The following is a 22,720-nucleotide window of genomic DNA, read 5'->3' as shown; positions in this document are numbered from 1 at the left end:
ATGAAAGTACATATTTCTACATACGGCTGCTCTGCCAGTCAGGCATCAGCCGAAATTATGAAGGCAAGTGTCAGGGACGGCGGACATGAACTTGTCCCTGAGAACGATGCCGAAGTTGTTGTTATCAATACATGTACTGTGAAGTACAGCACCGAGCAGAAAATTCTTCATAAGATTCGGGAATTCGGTGAAAAAGGAATAGCTGTTATCGTAACTGGATGCATGCCTGAAGTACAGCTTGAGGACATAATGCACCAGAATCCCGATGCTCATATACTGGGTGTTAATTCAATATCCAGATTAGGTCAGGTTCTTGATTCTCTTTCACGCAATGAACTTACAGGCGGCAGTGTAAAACTATTCCTTGAAGAGCCGGAGGGTTTCCAGAGCGTTCCACGAATCCGCTATAATTCTAATATTCATATCTGTCAGCTTTCCCAGGGCTGCAATTATGCATGTGCTTATTGTATTGTTACAATAGCACGTGGAAACTTATCTTCTTTTGAGCCCGAGGAAATCATTGATGATATCCAGAGAGCAGTTGATGATGGCTGCCGTGAGATCTGGCTGACTTCCCAGGATAATGGTCAGTATGGAACTGATAAAGAGGTTTTGCTGCCACAGTTGCTGAAAATGATATGCAGGATACCAGGAAATTACAGGATACGTGTGGGAATGATGAATCCATTCTCAGTGATTCCTATTCTTGACGATCTGCTTGATGCATTTGAGGATGAAAGGATATACAAATTCCTCCACCTGCCAATACAATCTGCTTCAGATGATGTCTTAAAGGATATGAACCGGTATCATTCAATTTCAGAAACCAATACTATCATCGAGGCTTTCAGGGAAAGATTCTCTGACATGACTATTTTTACAGATATCATTGCAGGTTATCCCGGTGAAACAGATGAGGATTTTGAAAAGACTGTTGAATGGGTGAAGGAATGGAAGCCTGAAAAGGTGAACATTTCCCGCTTTACTCCAAGACCTCATACAAAAGCATGGGATATGCGCAAAATAGATTCCCGTGTTGTTGTGAACAGGTCCAATGAGCTTCATGAAGTGTGTGAGGCTGTAAAGCTTGCTACCCGTGAAGGAATGATTGGAAAGGAAGTGGAAGTTTTCCTGTCAAAACCTGCAAAGCAGAAAGGTATGATGGCAAGGACTGCATCATACAAACCGGTTGTAATTCCTGAGTGTGATTTACAGCCCGGAATAACATGTCGTGTGCTAATCTATGATGTGACACCTGGATATTTCCTGGGTCGTATTGTTAGTTCAAATTGATATTTCTGTTCAGAATGTAAAAATCAGATATTTGAATTCAATTAAGGTTTTTCACTGCTCAGGATTCATTTTTTGAAGTCTTTGAACCTTGTCCAGTATCTTCTTGTCATAGAGTTTGACAATATCACTGCGTGTGATAATTCCCAACAGTTTGTTGCTATCAGATCTGGATACTACTGGAAGCCTGCCTATATCTTTTGCAGCAAGACGTTTTAGTACAGTATTCAGTGTTTCATCCTGATAGGCTACCGCCACATCTTTGGTACATATTTCTGTGATGGTTTTTTCAAGTTCGCCATGGCCTACTTTGTCCCTGACATCCTTGAGAGTTACAATACCTGAAAGCTGACCGTTGGAGTCAAGTACCGGGAAACCTGCATGTCTGCTTGACTGCATAAGTGCAATAAGTGCACCTACATTCTTGTTTTCGGATACGGTTTGAACATTATGTTTCATTGCATCCTTGACAAGAAGTGCTTCCATAATATCAACTTCCCTGCCTTTGCGGATAGTAAATCCTCTGCGGTGAAGTCCTTCTGTAAAAATGGATTCTGAATTTATGGAACTGGAAATGACGTTACTGACAACACATGCCAGCATAATAGGGAGTATCATATTATAATCTCTTGTCAGTTCGAATAGGATGAGAATGGATGCAAGAGGTGCTCTGCTTGTTCCTGCAAATACTGCTCCCATTCCAACAAGAGCGTATGCGCCTGATTCTGCTGTAACATCAGGGAACAGTCCATGAACTATTGATCCGTAGCTTCCTCCCATCATTGCTCCTACAAAAAGTGCTGGTACAATAGAACCACCGGAGCCGCCGGAACCCATGGTTAATGAGAATGCGATTATTTTCAAAAATATCAGTAAAAACATCAACTGTAATGTGAGATTCCCATTGAGGGCATCAGTTATTACATCATAACCGACACCAAAAACCTGAGGGTAAAAATATCCGATTAATCCAACAAAAAGTCCGCCTACTGCAGGCTTTATCACTGGATGGATCTGCAGGGAGTCAAAGGCTTTGTGTGTACCAAAAAGAGCACGCATAAGCAATGCAGATGTTAGTCCTGCAATAATTCCTAAAAGGAGATAGAGCATGAATTCATGAAGTGGATTAACGAATTCATAAGAGGCAACTCCTATGTTTTCCACACCAAACACAAGACTTGAAACAATTGTTGCAAAAACTGCTGACACGACAATGGGTATGAAACTGCTGGCTTCCAGTTCTCCAAGAATAACTTCCACAACAAAAACCACACCTGCAAGGGGTGCGTTGTATGCTGCGGCAATACCACTTGAAGCTCCACATCCTATCAGTATCTTTACTCTGTTTCCGTGAATTTTCAGTAAATTGGCAAGACCAGATCCTATTCCTGATCCTGCAAGGACGACAGGTGCTTCTTTTCCGGCTGAGCCACCTGATCCTATGGATATGATTGATGCAAGGACTTCGAGAAGAGCATTGCGAGGAGACATTTTACCACCACGCAAGGCGGTTGCTTCAATAATTTCTTCAATGTCATACCGCCTGGTGTTGATAAAAAAGTGGGCAAGGATGCCTACAAGAAGTCCACCTATTGCAGGCAGGAGTATTATGAAATATCTTGATGTGTGAGATACAGTTCCAAAAAATGAGTTATGACTGAAATCCAATAAAGTATCATAGAATACTATAGCAAGTCCTGTAAGTACTCCGATGATAACTGCAAGTGAGTTAGAGATCAGTGACTCTGTGTGTAGCCATTGGATCGTGTTTTGCTTGAATTTTTGGAAGGCTGTTTTATCATCCAAAGATTTCATCTCTATTCATAATAGGTGGCTGGTGTAACATGTACATTATAGATATATTTTTTGAATCACTATTCTTATCTATTATCACATTGTTTATGACGAAGTTGTCAATACATTACTGATGTATTCAATTCTATAAAATATTAGTATATTATTAATTAGTATATTAATTGCTCAAAATTTATAAAATAAAGGATATTGAATACTTTTATAATATATCAGGGTATATTGGTAATCGTGGAGTAATGTGGGGGCATCAGTGATACTACTGAATGTCCGCAAAAGCAATAGACGTAGTTGTATTTATGGTTGTGTACAGCTCTAAAAGACATAAATGATATATCGGACTCAGATCGCAGATATTTCAAGGGTGAGAGTATGCATCCCTTTATGAAAAACAGTAAGGAAAACGGGGTATTGAATTATATCAGGGTATTGTTGGCGGTTTCTATAGTTCTGTCAGCATTCAACCCAGTGCTAGTAGCGGGCGCAAGCTCAGTAATCAACGTTTCAATCAGTTCAGACAAGGTCATACAGGGCGATATTGCCAATGTAGTTGTTTCTCTTGAGAATTGTGAGAATATAACCGGAGTAAACATGACTCTGGTATATGATCAGAGTATAGTTTCTCTGAAAAGTATTGGTCTGAACGAAACGGTCATGGCAGGTCATTCTGTAAGTTACACTGACCTTGGTTCTGGAAAAGTATCTATCAGTCTTAGTGGACTTGATTCCATAACAACAGCTGTCACTCCGGTAGTAGATGTGGCAATGAATGGCGATGCTAGTGGAACTTCCAGCATGGAATTGCAGGACATAGAGTTCATTACAACTGACAGCAGTTCTCCAAGTGAAGCTGTTAGTAATGGAGAGATTAATGTTAACTCTGCTCCAGTGCTTACAGCTATCGGAACTCAGACTATTAATGAAACTGAAACTCTGACATTGACATTGACTGCAACAGATGCAGATAATGATCCACTTACATACTCAAAGATAGGAATAGGTTCCCTTACAAACAATGAGTTTAGCTGGACTCCGGCCTCAGGTGAGAACGGTACTTACGCAGTAAATTTCACTGTTTCTGATGGTTATGAGGAAGCCTCAGAGAATGTAACTATTACAGTAAATGTAAATACAAGTCCTGTACCTGGCAATTTTGCACCAGTATTTGATACAATTGATGATATCAACGCAACTGCAGGAAGCCTTGTGAACTTCACAATTTCTGCAACAGATGCAGATTATGATCCACTTACATATTATAATAATTCCATATTGCCAGCAGATGCAGTGTTCTACCCAGGCAACCAGACCTTTGTTTGGATTCCTTCTTCTATTGGTACATACAATCTCAATTTTGGTGTAGATGATGGAAACGGTGGTAGCGATTCTCTTGATGTCATGATCACTGTAGATAATGTAGTGGTTGCAAACAATCCTCCTGTTCTTACCCCTATAGGAGACCAGAGTGTTAACGAGTCCGAACTCCTGGAGATAACACTTAATGCAACTGATATCGATGAAGATTCTCTTACATTCACTATCGCAAATATGCCTGCAAATGCTACCTTTGATACCTCCACAGGTAATTTCAGCTGGACTCCAATAGATGGTGAGAATGGAACTTACTATGTAACTTTTGGAGTAACAGATGGTGAGGATATTGACACCGAGGATGTAATAATTACTGTAAACGCAGAAAAATCTCCGGTTTCTGATCCAGTTTATACTCCGGCAAATCCCACTAACTTTGTCAGCACAACCGGCAACTTCTGGGTACTTCATGACTGGGATGCAGGAAATGAAAATATCACTGACGGATACAATGTCAGTTACAATGGAACCTGGTACAATATAACAGATTCAAAGTTCAACAATACAATAGACCTGAAGGCTCATAGCTGGTCAAACATTACAGTTTATGCTTACAATGCTACTGGCTCCGAACTTTCAGATGGAATTGATAGCAAAGTTCAGATTCCAAACAATCCAATAAGCATCAATGATGTTGCTTCCTCTTATGTAATTGATGAAGGCAACACACTGTATATAGATGCAAATTATACTGATCTTGATGATGACAGTGCCACCTTTGATTCAAATGATACCAATATCTTTGCTGATATTGATGCATCAGGCATTGCTAGCTGGGAGACAAAGCGTAAGGATATTGGAACTCATTATGTCAAATTGACAGTATCAGATGGGTACGGTTCTGAAGATTCCCAGATTGTAGAAATTACGGTGACTAATGTAAACACTGCTCCTGAGCTTGCAGCAATTGGTGTACAGTCTGTTTACGAAGGACAGGAACTTGCATTCACACTAAATGGAATAGATGATGATGGAGACACTCTTGTTTACAATGTAACAGGTCTCCCTTCTGGAGCAACACTGGATGCAAATACAGGTGATTTCTCCTGGACTCCGGATTATGACATGGCAGGAGAATACACTGCCAACTTCAGTGCAACTGATGGAATAGAAACAGTCTATCAGGAAGCTGCTATTACAGTAGAAAACACCAACAGAGCTCCACAGTTCCCTGCATTCGATGAAATTAATGTTGCTGAAAACAACACAATGACACTGGATGTAGGAGCAACCGATCTGGACAACGATACTCTTACATATTCATGCAATGCAACTTATGGTACTTTTTACGCCGCCAATCATACATTTACATGGACACCAGGTTTTGATGATGAAGGAATGCATTATATCAAATTCACAGTGGCAGATAAATCTACAGAAGACATTGTTATCGTGGCTGTTAATGTAACTAATGTTAACAGAGCACCAATATTCAAATCAATTGCAGACCAGAAAGTTGGTGAAGGCAATACTTTGTCTTTCACCGTCAATGCAACGGATGAAGATAGAACTGGTCTTACCTATACTGCAGTAAATATTCCCTCGGAATCAACATTCGATTCCGGTACTGGTGATTTCTCCTGGACTCCCGGATATGATAAGGCAGGAAACTATATTGCCAACTTCAGTGTCTCTGATGGAGAAGCTGTTGTTTATCAGGAAGTCGCAATTAATGTTACTAATACCAATAGGGCACCACAGTTCCCTACATTTGAAACTGTTAATGCCTCTGAGGGTGTAGAACTTGTATTAAATATCAGTGCAATTGACCCTGATAGAGATACTCTCAGTTACTCGAATGATGTTGAATTCGGTACTATAAACGGTACAAACTTTGAATGGACACCAGATTACAATGACTCAGGCATTCACTATGTAGAGTTCAATGTTTCAGATGGTTCATTGTTCAATACAACAGTTGTAACTATAGTTGTGGATAATACTAACCTTGCTCCAGAAATCAATACCAGCTCTGTAAAATCCTATTATATTCTGGATGTAGGTGAAACTGTATCCTTTAACATAATAGCTTCTGATGCAGACTATGATACAATAACTTACAATGTAACAGGATTGCCAGAAAGTGCAAACCAGAGCCTAAATTCAAATACTGGTGCTTTCAGTTGGAAACCTGTATCTGTTGATGGTGACAATGTGTTCAATGCTGTTTTTACAGTATCTGATGGAAATCTTTCAGATTCAGTAACAACAACATTTGCAGTTGATGTACTCAATACTCCGCCAACTCTGGAAGAGATTGATATTCAAGAGATAAATGAAACAGATTATTTGAAGATTGAACTCAACGGTTCCTCAGATGATGGTGATTCAATTACCTACAACGCAACAGGACTGCCTGATGGTTCAACATTCGATAAAATTAATGGTATCTTTGAATGGACTCCTACTTATGAGCAAAGTGGAACTTACTCTGTAACATTTAGTGTAACAGATGGAGTATTCACTGAAAAAGAAAAGGGAGTTATTATTGTTTCCAACGTGAACAGGGCTCCTTACTTTGAAACAATGCCAGATTATGTTGTTAATGAGACAGAGGAACTTAGTATCACACTTAATGCTACAGACCTTGATTCTGAAGATGTGAATTCTCTTGAATTCCAGTCAGATGTAGCATACGGGTACATAACAGACAATGTTTTTACATGGACTCCTGGCTACACAGCAAATCAGACATCAAATGGTCTCTATGAAATTAACTTTACAGTATCTGATGGTGAGTTCACTGACAAAACAGTTGTAACTGTAACAGTTAATGATGTAAATGCACCACCTGTACTGAGTGCAATAGGCTCTCAAAGTGTGGATGAAGGTGACGAGCTCACAATTAATCTCACAGCAACAGACGTAGATGGTGACAGTCTGACCTTCACAATAGCTAATGAGCCTACAAATGCTACCTTTGATACATCTACGGGTAACTTCAGCTGGACTCCTATAGATGGAGAGGCAGGAACTTACTATGTGCTGTTTGGTGTAGATGATGGAGAACTTAATGACACTGAAAATGTGACAATAACTGTTGATTCAGTTTCTTCAAGCAGCAGCTCCAGTTCCAGCTCAAGCAGCAGTGGCGGCGGTGGCGGTGGCGGTTCACTGTCCAGTGGAGAGAAGTTTGAGAACATCTTCATCAAGGATTATGTACTCAAATCCATAGTAAAGGATACAGAAGCCGTGTTCTCATTCTATAAAGAGAATAACAGTATCGTTTCTGTAAGCTTTACACCAAAGCTCAACGGTGGTCAGGTTAAGGCTGTAGTTGAGATGCTGTATGACACATCCAGTCAGGTAAGCTCTGATGCACCTGGCAATGTTTACAAGAACATGAACATTTACGTGGATACCAAGCTATCTTCAGATGCAATGGGTAACTCAAAGATCAATTTCAAGGTCGAAAAGGAATGGATTGATGAGAATGAGATTGAAATCTCTACAATTACACTTAGCAGATACTCTGGCGGGTGGGCAGAACTGCCAACCGAACTCGAAGGTGAAGATGAAGACTACTACTACTTTGTAGCCACTACTCCGGGATTCTCTCCATTTGCAATTTCCAGCGTAGATCCCACACTTGAAGTAACAGAAGAAGCTTCTTCAGAAGTTTCAGAGGAAAATCCACAGGATGCAGAGTCAATGATGTCAACAGAAGATGCAACCCAGATGGAGCTTTCAACCGAAACACCTCAGGAAGGCCAGTCTTCAATTGTACCTATAGTTGTTCTGCTGGGTCTGATAGTTCTGACAGTTGTAGGGATATTCGGGTACAGAAACAGGGATTACTACGAGAAGGTGAAGTTGCAGCTAGGAAATCCTGATGGAAAGCGTTACAGACGTGCTAAAAAGTAAAAATAGCATGTTGTATGGCAGTCATATGTCTTATGCTGCCTGTTTTTCCTTTTTTGCTCTTTTAACCCTTATCTGCCTGAATATATTTATTTCAGAATATTCAATTAAGTTTATCATTTTAAAAACTCAAGATAAGATCTATCATGGAGGGGATTTTATCTTTAAACACGTCATGCATGGGTTTCCAGACATAACTGGAAGTTTGAGCAACTTAAGGAATAAGAGCATTTGCATAATCTCACTAAAAGTATTGCTACTTCTGGTTTTTATTACAGGATTGTTGATCCAGGGAGTTTCAGCAGCAAGCAATTCTCCTGTGCTTTCGGTGATCGGTGACCATTCTGTCAATGAAAACAGTCAGCTTACATTCACTCTTTCTGCAACAGATCCTAACAATGATTCTCTTACCTTTTCCGCATCAAATATGCCATCAGGTGCAGCTTTGAATAATTCCACGGGCGTGTTCACATGGATCCCCAATTATGATCAGGCAGGCAGTTACCTTACCAAATTTGTCGTTTCTGACGGTTCCAATGTGGATTCTGAATATATAACAATAACAGTGAACAATGTGAATCGTGAACCTGTATTTTCCTCTCTTAACTCATTTACGGCAGAGGAAAATAGTGAACTGGAAATAACACTGTCAGCAACAGATGATGACAGTGACCTTCTTGTATTTGGCAAAGATGTTTCGTATGGAAATATTGAAGGCAATGTTTTCACCTGGATACCTGAATATGATGATCAGGGACTCCATACGATAATGTTCAGTGTAAATGATGGCCAGTTCACTGTGACACAAAGTGCTGAAGTTAATGTTTCAAACATAAATCGTGCTCCTGTTCTCTATCCTATTAGTGATACGCTTGTTGAGGCGAATGAGGATATTACAATTGAGTTGAATGCTTTTGATCCGGATGGCGATTCCCTTAATTATTCTAACGTTACAGAGCTACCAGTGGGTGCGGCACTTGAAGCTTCAACAGGTGTTTTCACATGGATCAATCCAACAGAACTTGGCACAAAAGCATTGACTTTTAAAGTAAATGATGGTGTAGGGTCAGATACGCAGACAGCCACGATAGTGATAGGAAATTCAAATACCCCTCCTGTAATCGATACAATAGATACCCTTTATGTAAATGAGAATTCCACCTTGAATTTCGAACTGTCAGCAACAGACCCGGATGGCGATTCATTAGCATTTTCCTGGCCAACAGGATTGCCAAATACAGCATCTATAACAATGCAAAGTTCTTCTATAAATGTAAGTTTTACTCCTACATATGAAGAAGCAGGTGATTATCATGCTGTATTCAGGGTGGCAGACAGTCACTCAAGTTATAGGGTGGTGGATATAGTTGTATCAGATGTTAATCGTGCTCCTGTAATGGGTTCAGTAGCAGACGATACAGTTGCAGAGAATGATGTGCTATACATCGATCTTACAGGGTCAGACGCAGACAATGATGAATTAACTTATTCCACAAACAGTAGTTTTGGAACTATAAGAGGCAACACTTTCATCTGTACTCCGGATTACACCGATGCCGGGACTTATGATGTACTATTTACAGTTTCAGACGGCAGTTTGAGTAACAGTACAATTGCAACGATTACTGTAACAGATGTCAATATGCCTCCGAAGATTAATACTATGAGTGCAAAAAAAGTAGATTATAATGATACTCTGGAGTTTTATTTATCCACAGAAGATGTAGATTCGAGCAACACTTTGACATATACCTGCCTTGAAACTCCTTCAAACGCCACACTGGATTCCTCCTCTGGACTGTTTAGCTGGATACCTGTTGCAAGTCAGGTAGGCACTTATTCTGTAAGTTTTTATGTAACAGATGGTAGTGCAGAAGACTATGAAACTGTATCTATAACAGTAACAGAGCCTTCCTCTTCCAGCAGTTCAACAACTTCATCATCAGGAAGTAGTGGTGGCGGTGGCGGAGGTTCCCAGAATACAGGTGAAAAGTTCGAAAATATAGAGTTCAAGGACTATGCCCTCAAATATGTAATGAAGGATAAGGAAACTGTATTTGAATTCGATGAACCTGCTAACAACATAGTCTCTATAAGTTTTGTCTGTAAACTTAATGGAGGGCAGACTAAAACTATTATTGAGATGCTGAAAGGAACTTCTGCTCTCGTAACGTCAGCACCTTCTGGTAATGTGTACAAGAACCTTAACATCTGGGTAGGAGATTCAAAGTTTCCGTCTGATGTGATTTCAGATGTAATAATCAGGTTCAAAGTGGAAAAGTCGTGGCTCAATTCTAATGATGTTGACCAGGATTCAATTGTGCTTTCCCGTTACTCAGATGGGAAGTGGACACTTCTGGATACCTCTTTTGAAAGTGATGATGGAGATTACCTATATTATGCAGCTAAAACACCTGGTTTTTCACCATTTGCCATTCTTGTACCTGATATAACTGAAACAATCCTGAGTGAGAACATCTCTGTTGTAAACCAATCTCTTATGTCAATGGGGGATGAGATTGTTCCGGTTTCAAGTGAAACATCCCAGGATAAAAATAGCAGCAAAGTAATTCTGTTATTTTTGCTTGCAGGTATAATCGCTGCTGTTGGCGTTGTGGGCTATAAATATAGAGGACACTACGAGCAATTGTATCTCCAGATAAGTAATCCTGATGGAAAAAGATACAGACGCCTGAAAAAATGATGCTGCAGTATCCAGCATCATTATTTTATCTGTTTTTTAATACTCTACATACTCATTATCTTGATTATGTCCAGGTATAATTATTATATCGATGTAATTAAAAAAATTTATAATCTATAAGTGATTAGGTCTTTAATGGTGGGTGGTAGTGCTTTCTCCTTAGGGGTACACCAATAAAAACGTTATACTAGAAGGCAGTTTCATCCTCCTTTAAGAATGCTTTGGGGGAAAAGCATGTTTCCTAAAGGAACGGAAAAATGTAAAAAAATAGGTTTTATTTTCATAAGTATAGCTTTGTCAATATTATTGCTGTCAGTATTTGCCAGTGCATATTCGAATGAAACAGTAATTGTAGGCTCAACTGTAGTTAATCCTGGAGTTTCATTCTCACTTCCCGTGTTTGTAGATAACATTACAAATATCGGGTTATTGTCTTTTGATATTCTCTTTGATAATTCGTCTCTCCATATTGAAGATATTTCTGCCAACATTACAATGCAAAGTTCGGATCCTGATTATTATCTTGATAACTCTACAGGTTTTGCCAATACTACATTTTATTTCGATAATCTTTCAAGTGAAGATGAACTTCACATTGCCAACCTGATGTTCAGATCGCTGGTCAGTGGCAATACTTATGATATTGTACTCAGAAATGTTTTATTTTCAAACAATACAAGTTCATTCCCTGCTGGCTATGTTGTTAATGGTTCTGTCAGGGTAAACTCTCCACCTGTAATAAACGATATTGAGAATAAGACCGTAAATGTTGGTTCAAACCTGAACTTTACTATTTCTGCAACAGATCAGGATGAAATGGATAATATAAATCTGAGTTATGCTGTGGAAGGGCTTCCTGGAGGCTATTTACTCAATTCCAGCAACGGATCTTTTTCATGGACACCAGCTGAAACTGATATTGGTAATCATAGTGCAAATTTCTCGGTTTCTGACGGTTACGCATTAGATTTTACTTCTGCAACTATATTTGTTAAGGAAATAGCAGCAGTTATTGACCATAAGCCAGAACTTCTGCCTATAGGTAATAAATCGGTAAATGAAACCGAAACTCTTTCATTTTTGCTTCAGGCAACAGATCTGGATAATGATCCAATTACATATTCTTCTGAAATTCTTCCTGATAATTCTACATTGAATGAAACTTCAGGCGAGTTTAAATGGGTTACTGATTATTCAGATTCAGGCGACTATATTGTAGAGTTCATTGCCTCCTCTACAGATAAAAGTGATTCTGAAACCATTTATATTGAAGTTACAAATCTCAATCAAGCTCCGGTTCTGGAAGAAATTACTGAACAATATGTAAATGAAACCGAAACTCTGGAGCTGACTCTCCTTGCAAATGATTCCGATTCCGGTGCCATTCTTAGTTACTCAACCAATGCTACATTTGGCGAATTGTCAGGCAGTATTTTCACCTGGACTCCCGATTATAATTCAGCCGGAACTTACGTTGTAGAATTCACTGTAAACGACACAATGGATACAGATTCACAAACCGTGATTATTAATGTTGGAAATACTAATCGTCCACCTGTTCTTGATCCCATAGGTAATTTTGAGGTTAATGAAAACGACTCTCTCTCAATCACTTTATCAGCCAACGATTCCGATGGAAATAGTTTGGCATATTCATCCAATGTTTCATTCGGCAGTATTTCAGGTAACACTTTCACTTGGATTCCTGAATTTGATGATGCTGGCACTTATGATGTAGAATTTACTGTAAGTGACGGTATTGATTTAGATTCAAAGATTGCTACTATAACCGTGAATAATACAAACCGTCCCCCTGATCTTAAGGGTATAGGTTCCCAATCAGTTTTGGAAAATTCTCTTCTTGAGATTACTCTTTCGGCTACAGACCCGGATTCTGAAGACTCTTTGACCTATGGTTTTAATGCCAGTTTTGGTAGTCTGTCAGGGGATGTTTTCACCTGGACCCCTGGATTTGATGATTCAGGTATTTACAATGTTGAATTTAATGTGAGTGATGGTTCGCTCGTGGATTATGAAGTAATAACAATCACTGTTAGCAATGTTAATAATGAACCGGTCCTGACAGAAATCGGTGAGAAATATATCAGTGAAAATGACACTTTAATAATTACTCTTTCTGCAACAGATGCAGATAATGATGCTAACTTAACTTATTCAACCAATGCTACATTCGGAAATTTATCAGGAATTGTCTTCACCTGGAAGCCAGACTATGATTCTGCCGGAATTCATGTTGTTGAATTCACAGTCTCAGATGGCATGGATTCAGATTCTGAAACAGTAGTCATCAACGTTGAAAATATAAATCGTGCTCCTGTGCTATCCTCAATTGAAAATTTAGAGATAAATGAAAATGAACTTATGTCAATTACTTTGCCGGGTTCAGATCCCGATGGCAATAATTTGATCTATTCAAGTAACGTTACATTTGGTCATGTGTCTGGCAACATTTTCACCTGGACTCCAGGTTACGATGATGCAGGAGTTTATATAATTGAATTTACTGTAAGTGATGAATTTGATTCAGATACCGAAATTGTTACTGTGACAGTAAATAATGTCAATCGTGCTCCAGATCTTTCACCCATTGGGTCCTATAGTGTAGATGAAAATTCATCGCTAATAATTTCTCTGGATGCAGCAGATTTTGATTCAGAAGACACTCTTGATTATGATTGCAATGTTAGCTTTGGAAACCTAAATGACAGTATCTTCACCTGGACTCCTGACTATGAAAGTTCCGGTGTTTATGCCATTGAATTTACTGTAAGTGATGGAAATGAATCTGACTCTGAAGTTGCCGTGGTAACTGTGAATAATGTCAACAGGGCTCCTGTTCTAACATCTCCAGGTTCCTATTCCGTTGCTGAAAATTCAGCTCTTGTGATTACTCTTTCAGCAGATGACCCTGACTTTGGTGATTCCCTCTACTTTAGTCACAATGTTACTTCTGCAAGTATGGAAGATAATGTGTTCACCTGGATTCCTGATTTCAACCAATCGGGTGTTCATTCAATAGAGTTCACTGTAACTGACGGAAACCTTTCGGATTCGGCAGTTGCTATCGTCACTGTAACTAATACAAATCGTGCGCCATTCATTCAACCGATATCTGATAAACTTGTATATGAAAATCAAGAGCTGGTAATCCAGATAGATGGCAGCGATCCTGATGATGACTTACTTACTTATGAGACAAGTGCATCCTTTGGTAATCTTGAAGGCAACGTTTTCATCTGGACACCCAGTTATGATGATAGTGGAATTTATGATGTAAGCTTCACAGTTTCAGATGGCAATCTGACATATACGGAATACATAAAAATTGCTGTAGGTAACACCAACGTACCGCCTGTTCTAGATACAATTGGTGGAAAAACCGTTGATGAAAATCAATATCTTTCATTTACTATAAATGCAAGTGATGCAGATTCGGGTGACACTCTTACTTATTCTGCATCAGGACTTCCTTCCGGTGCATCATTTAATGACCAGAACCGTCAGTTCTCATGGACTCCGACATATAACCAATCAGGAACACATAATGTGGTCTTTGAAGTGAGTGATGGACTCTTCACTGACACTGAACTTGTCCAGATAGTTGTTAATAATATCAACATTGCTCCTGTCCTTGCACCTATTGGTAACATAACCGTCAATGAAACTTCTGATATTATCTTTATTGTAACAGCTACTGATCATGATAAAGATAGTCTGACATATTTGATATCCAATCCGTCTAACGTAGGCAGTTTCAATTCTATAACCCATGAATTCCGCTGGATACCTGGTTATGATGACTCTGGAACCTATAATCTGACTTTTACTGCAAGTGATGGTGTTCTTTCTGACTCTGAAACAATATACATTGAAGTTAAGAATGTTAACAGGGCTCCAGAACTGGATCCTATAGGTAATAAAGTGGTCAATGAAGCAGAGCAACTCTCATTCACAATAATTGGCAGTGATCCTGATTATGATTCCCTGGATTATTCTGCCAATGGAATCCCGGATGGTGCAGACTTCAATGAACTTACACATACTTTCACCTGGACTCCTGACTATGATGATTCAGGATCTTATGATGTAACTTTCACTGTTAGTGATGGTACTCTTTCCTATTCCGAAACTATTACTATCAGCGTTGGCTCTGTTAACCGTCCCCCTGAACTGGATTACATTGGTGACAAAACTGCTGTAGAAGGCTCAGAACTTAGTTTCAGCATAAATGCTAGTGACCCTGATATGACCACTCTTACTTACACGACATCTGTTCTCCCAGAAGGTGCAGATTTTGATGAAAATACGCTTGCTTTTACCTGGACTCCTGACTATGATCAGGCAGGTAGTCATTCAATAACTTTCATTGTAGGTGACGGTGAGCTTTATGATTCCGAAACAATCTCCATAGACGTTGCTAACACAAACCGTGCCCCAACACTATCAGAAATTGGAAACAAGAATGTTGCAGAAGGTGAGGAACTTTCGTTCACAGTAATTGGTAATGATCCTGATTCTGAACTTTTGACTTATTCAGCTAGTGGAGTACCCGATGGTGCAGACTTTGATGAATCTACACGTACTTTCCTCTGGACTCCTGATTATGATGATTCAGGATCTTATGATGTCACCTTTACAGTTAGTGATGGTGATCTTTCAGACTCTGAAACAATTACTATTAGTGTTGGTTCTGTTAATCGCCCACCTGAGCTGGAGTCCATAGGCGATAAAAATGCTGTGGAAGGTTCAGGATTAAGTTTCACAATTAATGCTACAGATCCTGACCAGAACAGTCTTAGTTATTCTACATCTGCTCTTCCAGCAGGTGCAGATTTCGATGAAGAAACACTCACTTTTGTCTGGATTCCTAACTATGACCAGGCAGGCAGCCATTCTGTTACATTTACTGTAAATGATGGTGAGCTCTCCGATTCCGAGACAATTTCCATAGGTGTTGAGAATACAAATCGTGCTCCAGTAATGGCCAATATTGAAGACGTATCTGTGGATGAAAATTCTGAACTGATAATTTCAGTCTCAGCAACAGATCCGGACGAGGAATCATTGTCATATTCAGTTACAGGTAAACCGGAAAGTTCAGTATTCAATGCCCAGACATACAAGTTAGTATGGACTCCTGATTATAATGAATCCGGAGTCTACAACGTTACTTTTACTGTCACTGATGGTGATCTTTCAGATTCACAGACAGTAACCATTACGGTAAATAACGTCAACCGTGCTCCTGTTCTGGCAAACATAGGCAACAAAAATGTAGATGAAAATACAACTTTGTCTTTCATTATAAGTGCTGAAGATCCGGATCTAGATGATCTTACATATTCAGCCACAGAGTTACCAGGTGCTTCAGAATTTGATCCTGAAACCCATGAATTTAGCTGGACACCGGATTATGGGGAATCCGGCATTTATTCCGTAACTTTCACTGTCAGTGATGGTGAGCTCTCCGATTCCGAAACGATAACTATTAGTGTAGGTCTGGTGAACCGTGCTCCGGAACTAGTTCCAATTGGGGATAAAACAGTTGCTGAAGGCTCAGAACTTAATTTCACAATAAGTGCCACAGATCCTGATGAAGATAATCTTGAATACTCTGCGTCTGAGCTTCCTGATGGAGCTGATTTTGATGAGGATTCCTATACTTTTAGCTGGAGTCCTGATTATGAACAGGAGGGCAGTTATTCTGTTACATTTACTGTTAGTGACGGCTCTCTCACAGATTCCGAAACCGTATTCATAGATGTTGAAAATACAAATCGTGCCCCATTGTTGTCTGAAATAGGAAACAAGAATGTTGCAGAAAGTGAGAAACTTTCATTCACAATAGATGGCAGTGATCCTGACAATAATCCTCTAAGTTACTTTGCTTCAGGCCTTCCTGATGATGCTGTTTTCAATTCAAATACTCGCAGCTTTATCTGGACTCCGGGTTATGATGACTCCGGCATTTATGAAGTAACTTTTACCGTTACTGATGGAGAGCTCAATGATTCCGAAACCATCAGTATTTCAGTAGGTGCCGTGAATCGTCCTCCCGTGCTTGTACCTATAGGAAACAAGATTGTAAATGAAAACTCTGAACTTTCATTCAATATTGCAGGAACAGATCCGGATGAGGATGATCTTACATATTACATTGAAAATAAACCAATTGATGCTAATTTTGATGAAAATACAGGCTATTTCAGCTGGATACCTGACTACAATGCATCAGGCGTTTATTCCGTAACTTTTGGAGTAAACGATGGTTCATTAACTGATTCCGAAACAATCAGCATAACAGTGTATCATGTCAATCGTGCTCCTGTCCTTGGTAACATCGGTAACAAACAGGTAAATGAAGGCACAGAACTTTCATTCAATGTGTCTGCAGAGGACGAAGATGGTGACACTTTAATCTACTATACAAACGCCCTCCCCCAGAGTGCAGTCTTTGATCCTGAAGCCCGTGAGTTTAGCTGGACTCCGGATTTTGAGGATTCAGGTTCTTATTCCGTAACTTTCTATGTAAGTGATGGCTATCTTGTTGATTCTGAAACCATTACTATTAGTGTTGGCTCAGTAAATCGTGCACCAGAGCTGGTTCCTATTGGCGATAAAACAGTTGACGAAGGTTCTGAATTAAGGTTTGCAGTATCAGGTTCTGATCCTGATTTAAATGATCTGACTTATTCAGTTGCGGGTCTTCCGTCAGGCGCAGATTTCGATGAAGATACACAGGAATTTACCTGGTATCCGGATTATGACCAGTCAGGAACCTATAATGTAACTTTTAGCGTGAGTGACGGAGTTCTCTCTGACTCTGAAATCATAACTATTACTGTTGTTCCAGTAAATCGCTCTCCTGAACTGGTTCCTATAGGTGACTTGTTTGTAAATGAAAATGAACTATTGACCATAAATCTGCAGGCAAATGATGAAGATGAAGGCGATGTTCTTTATTATTCAGTGGTAGATGCTTCCGGCAATTCCACAATTGATTCTTCAACCGGTGTTTTTACATGGACGCCTTCATATGATGAGGCTGGGATACATTACGTTGTATTCTCAGTTTCTGACGGTCAGGCAGAGGATACTGAAAATGTAAAAATAACAGTTGCAAACGTCAACAGACCACCACAAATAGACATACCTTCTCCGGTCTATGTGGCTGAGAATGATACTTTGGTCCTCGATCTGAATGCATCTGATCCCGACAATACACCACTTGGGATAAGCAAGGACTTTGGGTCAGGTTCTCTTGATGATGGTATTTTCACATGGAATACAGGTTATGAAGACGAGGGCAGTTATTTCGTGACTTTTACTGTCAGCGATGGTGAGTTAGAAGTAAGCCAGACAGTTGAGATAATAGTTACTGGCTCTAACTCAGCCCCGGTGCTCTCTCCTATAGATAGTATTGTTGTTAATGAACTCGAAACGCTGTCTATTGATCTTACAGCGAATGATATAGATAATGACCAACTTAACTTTTCAAAGGATGTGGAATATGGTGAGCTCACAGACAATATATTCACATGGACTCCCGGAATAAATGATAAAGGAATTTATTATATTGTTTTTACAGTCTCAGATGGTCAGCTTTCTGATTCCAAGACTGCCATGATTGCTGTAGGTAATACGAATATTCCCCCAACTATAGTAAAAACAGGAAATCAATATGTTAATGAAAATGAGACTTTGGAGTTTACTCTTAATGCCACTGACCTGGATAATGAGACACTGACTTATGCAGTTACAGATCTTCCATCCGGTGCCACCTTTAATACTTCCTCAGGTTCTTTTAAATGGACCCCTACTTATGAGCAATCAGGTGAATATAGCATCGAATTCCGTGTATCTGATTTGCTATACACAGCTTTTGACACTGTACTTGTCAATGTTGAGAACGTAAATCGTGCACCGGTATTTGATTTTATGCCCATGTGTGAGGTGAATGAGACTGAACAGGTAAAGATAAACCTGAGTGCCGGGGATCCTGATGGTAATTCTCTTTCATTCTCAACAGATTTTGAGAATGGAAAGATAATCGGAGACACTTTTGTATGGGATACAGGATATTATGACAGTGGCGAATATTACATAATTTTCAATACAACAGATGGTGAACTTTATGATAGCACTACGGTTTATGTACTGGTAAATCCAACAAACATGCCTCCTGAAATGGAATCAATAGGTTCACGTTCCATCTATGAGAATGAGACACTGGAATTTTATGTGAACGCAACTGATGCTGACAATGATAGTCTTACATATACTGTAAGTGGTGCCCCATCGGGTTCTTCATTTGATCCGGATACAAGACTTTTCCATTGGATTCCTAATTACAGACAGTCAGGTTCTTACTCTATAGAATTCCATGTAACTGATGGTGAGTTCAATGATTCAGAGGCTATTACCATCAGAGTCTATGATGTTGATAACAAGGTAACAGATTACAGCGGTTTTTCATCATCAGACAGTAGCAGTGGTGGTGGTGGAGGTGGAGGTTCCAGCGGTGCTGAAGACTATAACAATGTAGCATACAAAGATTATTCTATTAAATATGTGACACAGGGCTCCCAAATAGAGTTCGCGTTCCCAAATTCAGAAAACGATCTTGATTCCGTGAAGTTCACAGCCCTTAAGGCAGCTGGTCAGGTAAAGACAGTAATTGAGATATTGTACGACCGCTCCTCCCTTGTAAGCACCAATCCACCTGGAAATGTTTATCGTTACATCAACATATGGGTAGGTGACACCAAGTTCAATTCAGGAAATTATTTCTCCTCGGCAGAGGTTTCATTCAAGGTTTCAAAACAGTGGCTTGAGGATAACAACGCAGAACCGGAATCTGTAAAACTTTACAGGTATTCCGGTGGTTCATGGAGTGAATTGAAAACATCAAGAATAGGCACCGATGTGAACAATTACTATTTCAAGGCACAGACTCCGGGATTCTCTCCGTTTGCTATTGCAAGCACGGGCAGCACTTCAATCCTCCGCAGTTCGGTTACTGAGTCAACTGCACAAAGTACAAAAGTGAGCTATGAAAGCAATGCGGAACTAAATTCTATGAATGACGTTCCCGATGCGGAAATAATGAGCAAGGCACTTGAACAGGAACCAGTTAGTCCTTTTAATACAAGAATTCTTTTCATAGGAATTGTAGGCATTTTGTTAATTGGTTCTGCAGTAGGTTATCGTTCCAGAAATGAATCCCCTGTACTTCGAAGATATTATGAGGCAATTCATGCATTCGTTCTTGGAATGAAAAATGCAGGAGAATGGACAGCTCATAAACTAAGTTCCGAATCCCTGAATAAAGACTATGCAGCTCTCAGTGTGAAATGGGATGAGATAAAGTCCACCGACTATAAGGCAATCTATGAAAAGAAACTCGCTGAAATCAAAGAAAGACAGAAGTAGTAGCTTTGCAGAGTTTTCCTTGAAACAGGAAATCTCTCCTTTTTTCTTTAACTTTCTCCCTTAATTTTATCTATTATTGAACATTATTAATAAAAAGGGAATAATCGCAGGGAGAAATCATGCTCGAGAAAATGTTCAATCCTGATTCTGTAGCCGTTATCGGTGCATCCAGGAAAGAAGGTAAAGTAGGGAGAGCTGTACTTGAAAATCTGATGCAGAACAGTGAGCTCACTATCATACCTATTAATCCTAATGTTGATGAAATATTAGGACTTCCGTGTTATCATAACATACTGGAAGTCCCGCCTGAAATAAAGGTTGACCTTGCAATAGTCGTGGTTCCGGCAAAGTTTGTGCCAGGTTCCATTGATGAGTGTGGCAGGGCAGGTGTTGGAAATGTCATCATCATATCTGCCGGTTTTAAGGAAGCCGGCATTGAGGGTGCGCGTCTTGAACGCGAATGTATAGCATTATGTGAAAAATATGGAATTAATCTTATAGGTCCGAACTGTCTTGGTATAATTGATACTGCTTCAGGGCTTAACGCATCTTTTGCGGCTAACATGGCATACGAAGGAAACATAGCCATGATGTCCCAGTCAGGAGCAATATGTACTGTAACCCTGGACTGGGCTGAAAGAATCGGAGTTGGTTTTTCCAAATTTATAAGCCTTGGAAACAAAGCCGTACTTGCGGAAAATGATTTTTTACAGTTGTTTGAGAATGATTCCACAACAGCAGTTATTGCAGCTTATCTTGAAGGTGTAAAAGACGGTCCTGAATTCATTAAGATTGCAGAGCGGGTATCTCGGTCCAAGCCGATAATTATTGTAAAATCAGGACGAACCTCTGTTGGTTCAAAAGCTGTTTCATCACACACAGGTACACTGGCAGGTTCTGATGCAGCATATAATGCAGCTTTCAAACAGGGTGGCGTGCTTCGTGCAGATTCACTTGAGGAAATGCTTGATTACAGCCGTGCATTCTCAGTCTGTCCCCTGCCTGAAGGCAGGAATATTGCCATAGTCACTAACGCAGGTGGTCTTGGTATCCTGACAGCAGATGCGTGTTACAATTCAGGTCTTTCAATAGCTTCATTTGAAGAGAAAACAGTGGAAAGATTAAGAGAAAAATTACCACCGGCTGCAAATTTCTACGACCCGGTTGATGTTCTGGGAGATGCAGGTGCTGACCTTTATGAGCATGCTCTTGATGTTGTTCTGGATGATATTAACGTAAACGGAATTATAGTTCTCGTCTCACCTCAGTCAATGACAGATGTTCCGGGTATTGCTGAAAAGGTTGCAGAAAAGATCAAGGAGTCTAAAAAGCCAATACTCTGTAACTTTGCAGGTGGAAGCAGGATTGCAGCAGGTGAGGAAATCCTCAACAAATACGGAATTCCCAATTACTCATCAGCAGAAAGGGCAGTTGCAAGTATGAATGCGCTCTGCAACTATTATACGATTAAGAATCACAAACGTGGTGAGCCTTCAGAGATTAAGGCTGACAGGAACTACGCCCGTTCATTCATAGAGTCTGCTTCTGAAAACAAAAGAAGGATGCATGGTCTCGAATCTATGGACATTCTGAAAGCCTATGATATCCCGGTTGTTGATGCAAGAATAGCAAAAACCCTCCCGGATGCCGTCAAAGCAGCAGAAGACATGGGATACCCAATAGTCATGAAGATTCTTTCACCAGACATTTCACATAAGAGTGATGTAGGTGGTATCCGCCTGAACCTAAAGCATGCAGATGACGTGGAGCGTGCTTATAACTCTATGATGTCGGATGTGAGACACTACATGCCTGATGCCACTATCACGGGTGTACAGCTCCAGAAGATGATAAGCGGAGGAAAAGAGGTCATCATTGGAATGGACAGGGATCCACAATTTGGTCCTTTGCTTATGTTTGGACTTGGTGGAACTTATGTTGAGTTCTTAAAAGATGTTTCGTTTGCAGTTGCTCCTATCACAGAGGCGGAGGCAAAACACATGGTGTCTTCGATTAAAACCTATCCTTTAATTGCAGGTGTAAGGGGTGAGGCGGCATCAGATATTGACTCAATAGTGCGTACTCTGCTGAAAGTGTCACAGCTAGTTACGGATTTTCCGGAAATATTAGAATTTGAAATAAATCCTTTAATGGTAATGCCTGAAGGTCAGGGATGTGTTGCAATGGATATCAGGTTCACACTGAATCTGAATGAGTAAGGAGATGATA

General features: G+C 39.8%; 7 protein-coding genes. 5 read left to right on the top strand and 2 right to left on the bottom strand.

Annotation, left to right across the window (positions count from 1 at the left end; translation table 11 throughout):
- A complete protein-coding gene (locus tag V7O61_RS12070) occupies positions 1–1,293 on the top strand; it encodes a tRNA (N(6)-L-threonylcarbamoyladenosine(37)-C(2))-methylthiotransferase (protein ID WP_407283397.1) in 1,293 nt (430 codons plus the stop codon).
- Between the two features lie 51 nt (positions 1,294–1,344).
- Here V7O61_RS12070 and V7O61_RS12065 read toward each other — a convergent pair whose 3' ends face one another.
- The gene (locus V7O61_RS12065; RefSeq protein WP_407281652.1) at positions 1,345–3,096 is read right to left on the bottom strand and encodes a chloride channel protein; all 1,752 of its coding nucleotides are present in this window, start codon (positions 3,094–3,096) and stop codon (positions 1,345–1,347) included.
- Between the two features lie 390 nt (positions 3,097–3,486).
- On the opposite strand from V7O61_RS12065, the gene V7O61_RS12060 reads away from it, so the two are divergent.
- The gene (locus tag V7O61_RS12060; RefSeq protein WP_407281653.1) at positions 3,487–8,337 is read left to right on the top strand and encodes an Ig-like domain-containing protein; all 4,851 of its coding nucleotides are present in this window, start codon (positions 3,487–3,489) and stop codon (positions 8,335–8,337) included.
- A gap of 202 nt (positions 8,338–8,539) precedes the next feature.
- Positions 8,540–11,038 carry a PGF-pre-PGF domain-containing protein gene (locus V7O61_RS12055; RefSeq protein WP_407281654.1) on the top strand — a complete coding sequence of 833 codons (2,499 nt, stop codon included), beginning with the start codon at positions 8,540–8,542 and terminating at the stop codon, positions 11,036–11,038.
- A 200-nt stretch (positions 11,039–11,238) separates the two neighbouring features.
- Here the strand turns inward: V7O61_RS12055 and V7O61_RS12050 are convergent, their stop codons facing one another.
- A complete protein-coding gene (locus V7O61_RS12050) occupies positions 11,239–11,529 on the bottom strand; it encodes a hypothetical protein (RefSeq protein WP_407281655.1) in 291 nt (96 codons plus the stop codon).
- 4 nt (positions 11,530–11,533) lie between these two features.
- Between V7O61_RS12050 and V7O61_RS12045 the strand changes: the two genes are divergently transcribed.
- Together V7O61_RS12045 and V7O61_RS12040 are read left to right on the top strand one after the other, a co-directional pair.
- On the top strand, positions 11,534–20,491 hold the full coding sequence (locus V7O61_RS12045) for a putative Ig domain-containing protein (protein ID WP_407281656.1): 8,958 nt from the start codon (positions 11,534–11,536) through the stop codon (positions 20,489–20,491).
- A 119-nt stretch (positions 20,492–20,610) separates the two neighbouring features.
- Entirely contained in the window at positions 20,611–22,710 is a 2,100-nt protein-coding gene (locus V7O61_RS12040; protein WP_407281657.1) for an acetate--CoA ligase family protein, read from the top strand.
- Positions 22,711–22,720: the final 10 nt, after the last annotated feature.

The organism is Methanolobus sp. WCC1 (assembly GCF_045690315.1).
Taxonomy (GTDB): Archaea; Halobacteriota; Methanosarcinia; order Methanosarcinales; family Methanosarcinaceae; genus Methanolobus; species Methanolobus tindarius.
The sequence above is the reverse complement of the archived record's forward strand: the minus strand, read 5'-3'. Positions and strand labels throughout refer to the sequence as shown.

What these genes read in the sequence shown, in the direction of transcription:
- V7O61_RS12070 (WP_407283397.1), top strand. Translation starts at nt 1, where the DNA reads ATGAAAGTACATATTTCTACATACGGCTGCTCTGCCAGTCAGGCATCA.
- V7O61_RS12060 (WP_407281653.1), top strand. Translation starts at nt 3,487, where the DNA reads ATGAAAAACAGTAAGGAAAACGGGGTATTGAATTATATCAGGGTATTG.
- V7O61_RS12050 (WP_407281655.1), bottom strand. Translation starts at nt 11,529, where the DNA reads ATGTTGGCAGAAATATCTTCAATATGGAGAGACGAATTATCAAAGAGA.
- V7O61_RS12045 (WP_407281656.1), top strand. Translation starts at nt 11,534, where the DNA reads ATGCAAAGTTCGGATCCTGATTATTATCTTGATAACTCTACAGGTTTT.
- V7O61_RS12040 (WP_407281657.1), top strand. Translation starts at nt 20,611, where the DNA reads ATGCTCGAGAAAATGTTCAATCCTGATTCTGTAGCCGTTATCGGTGCA.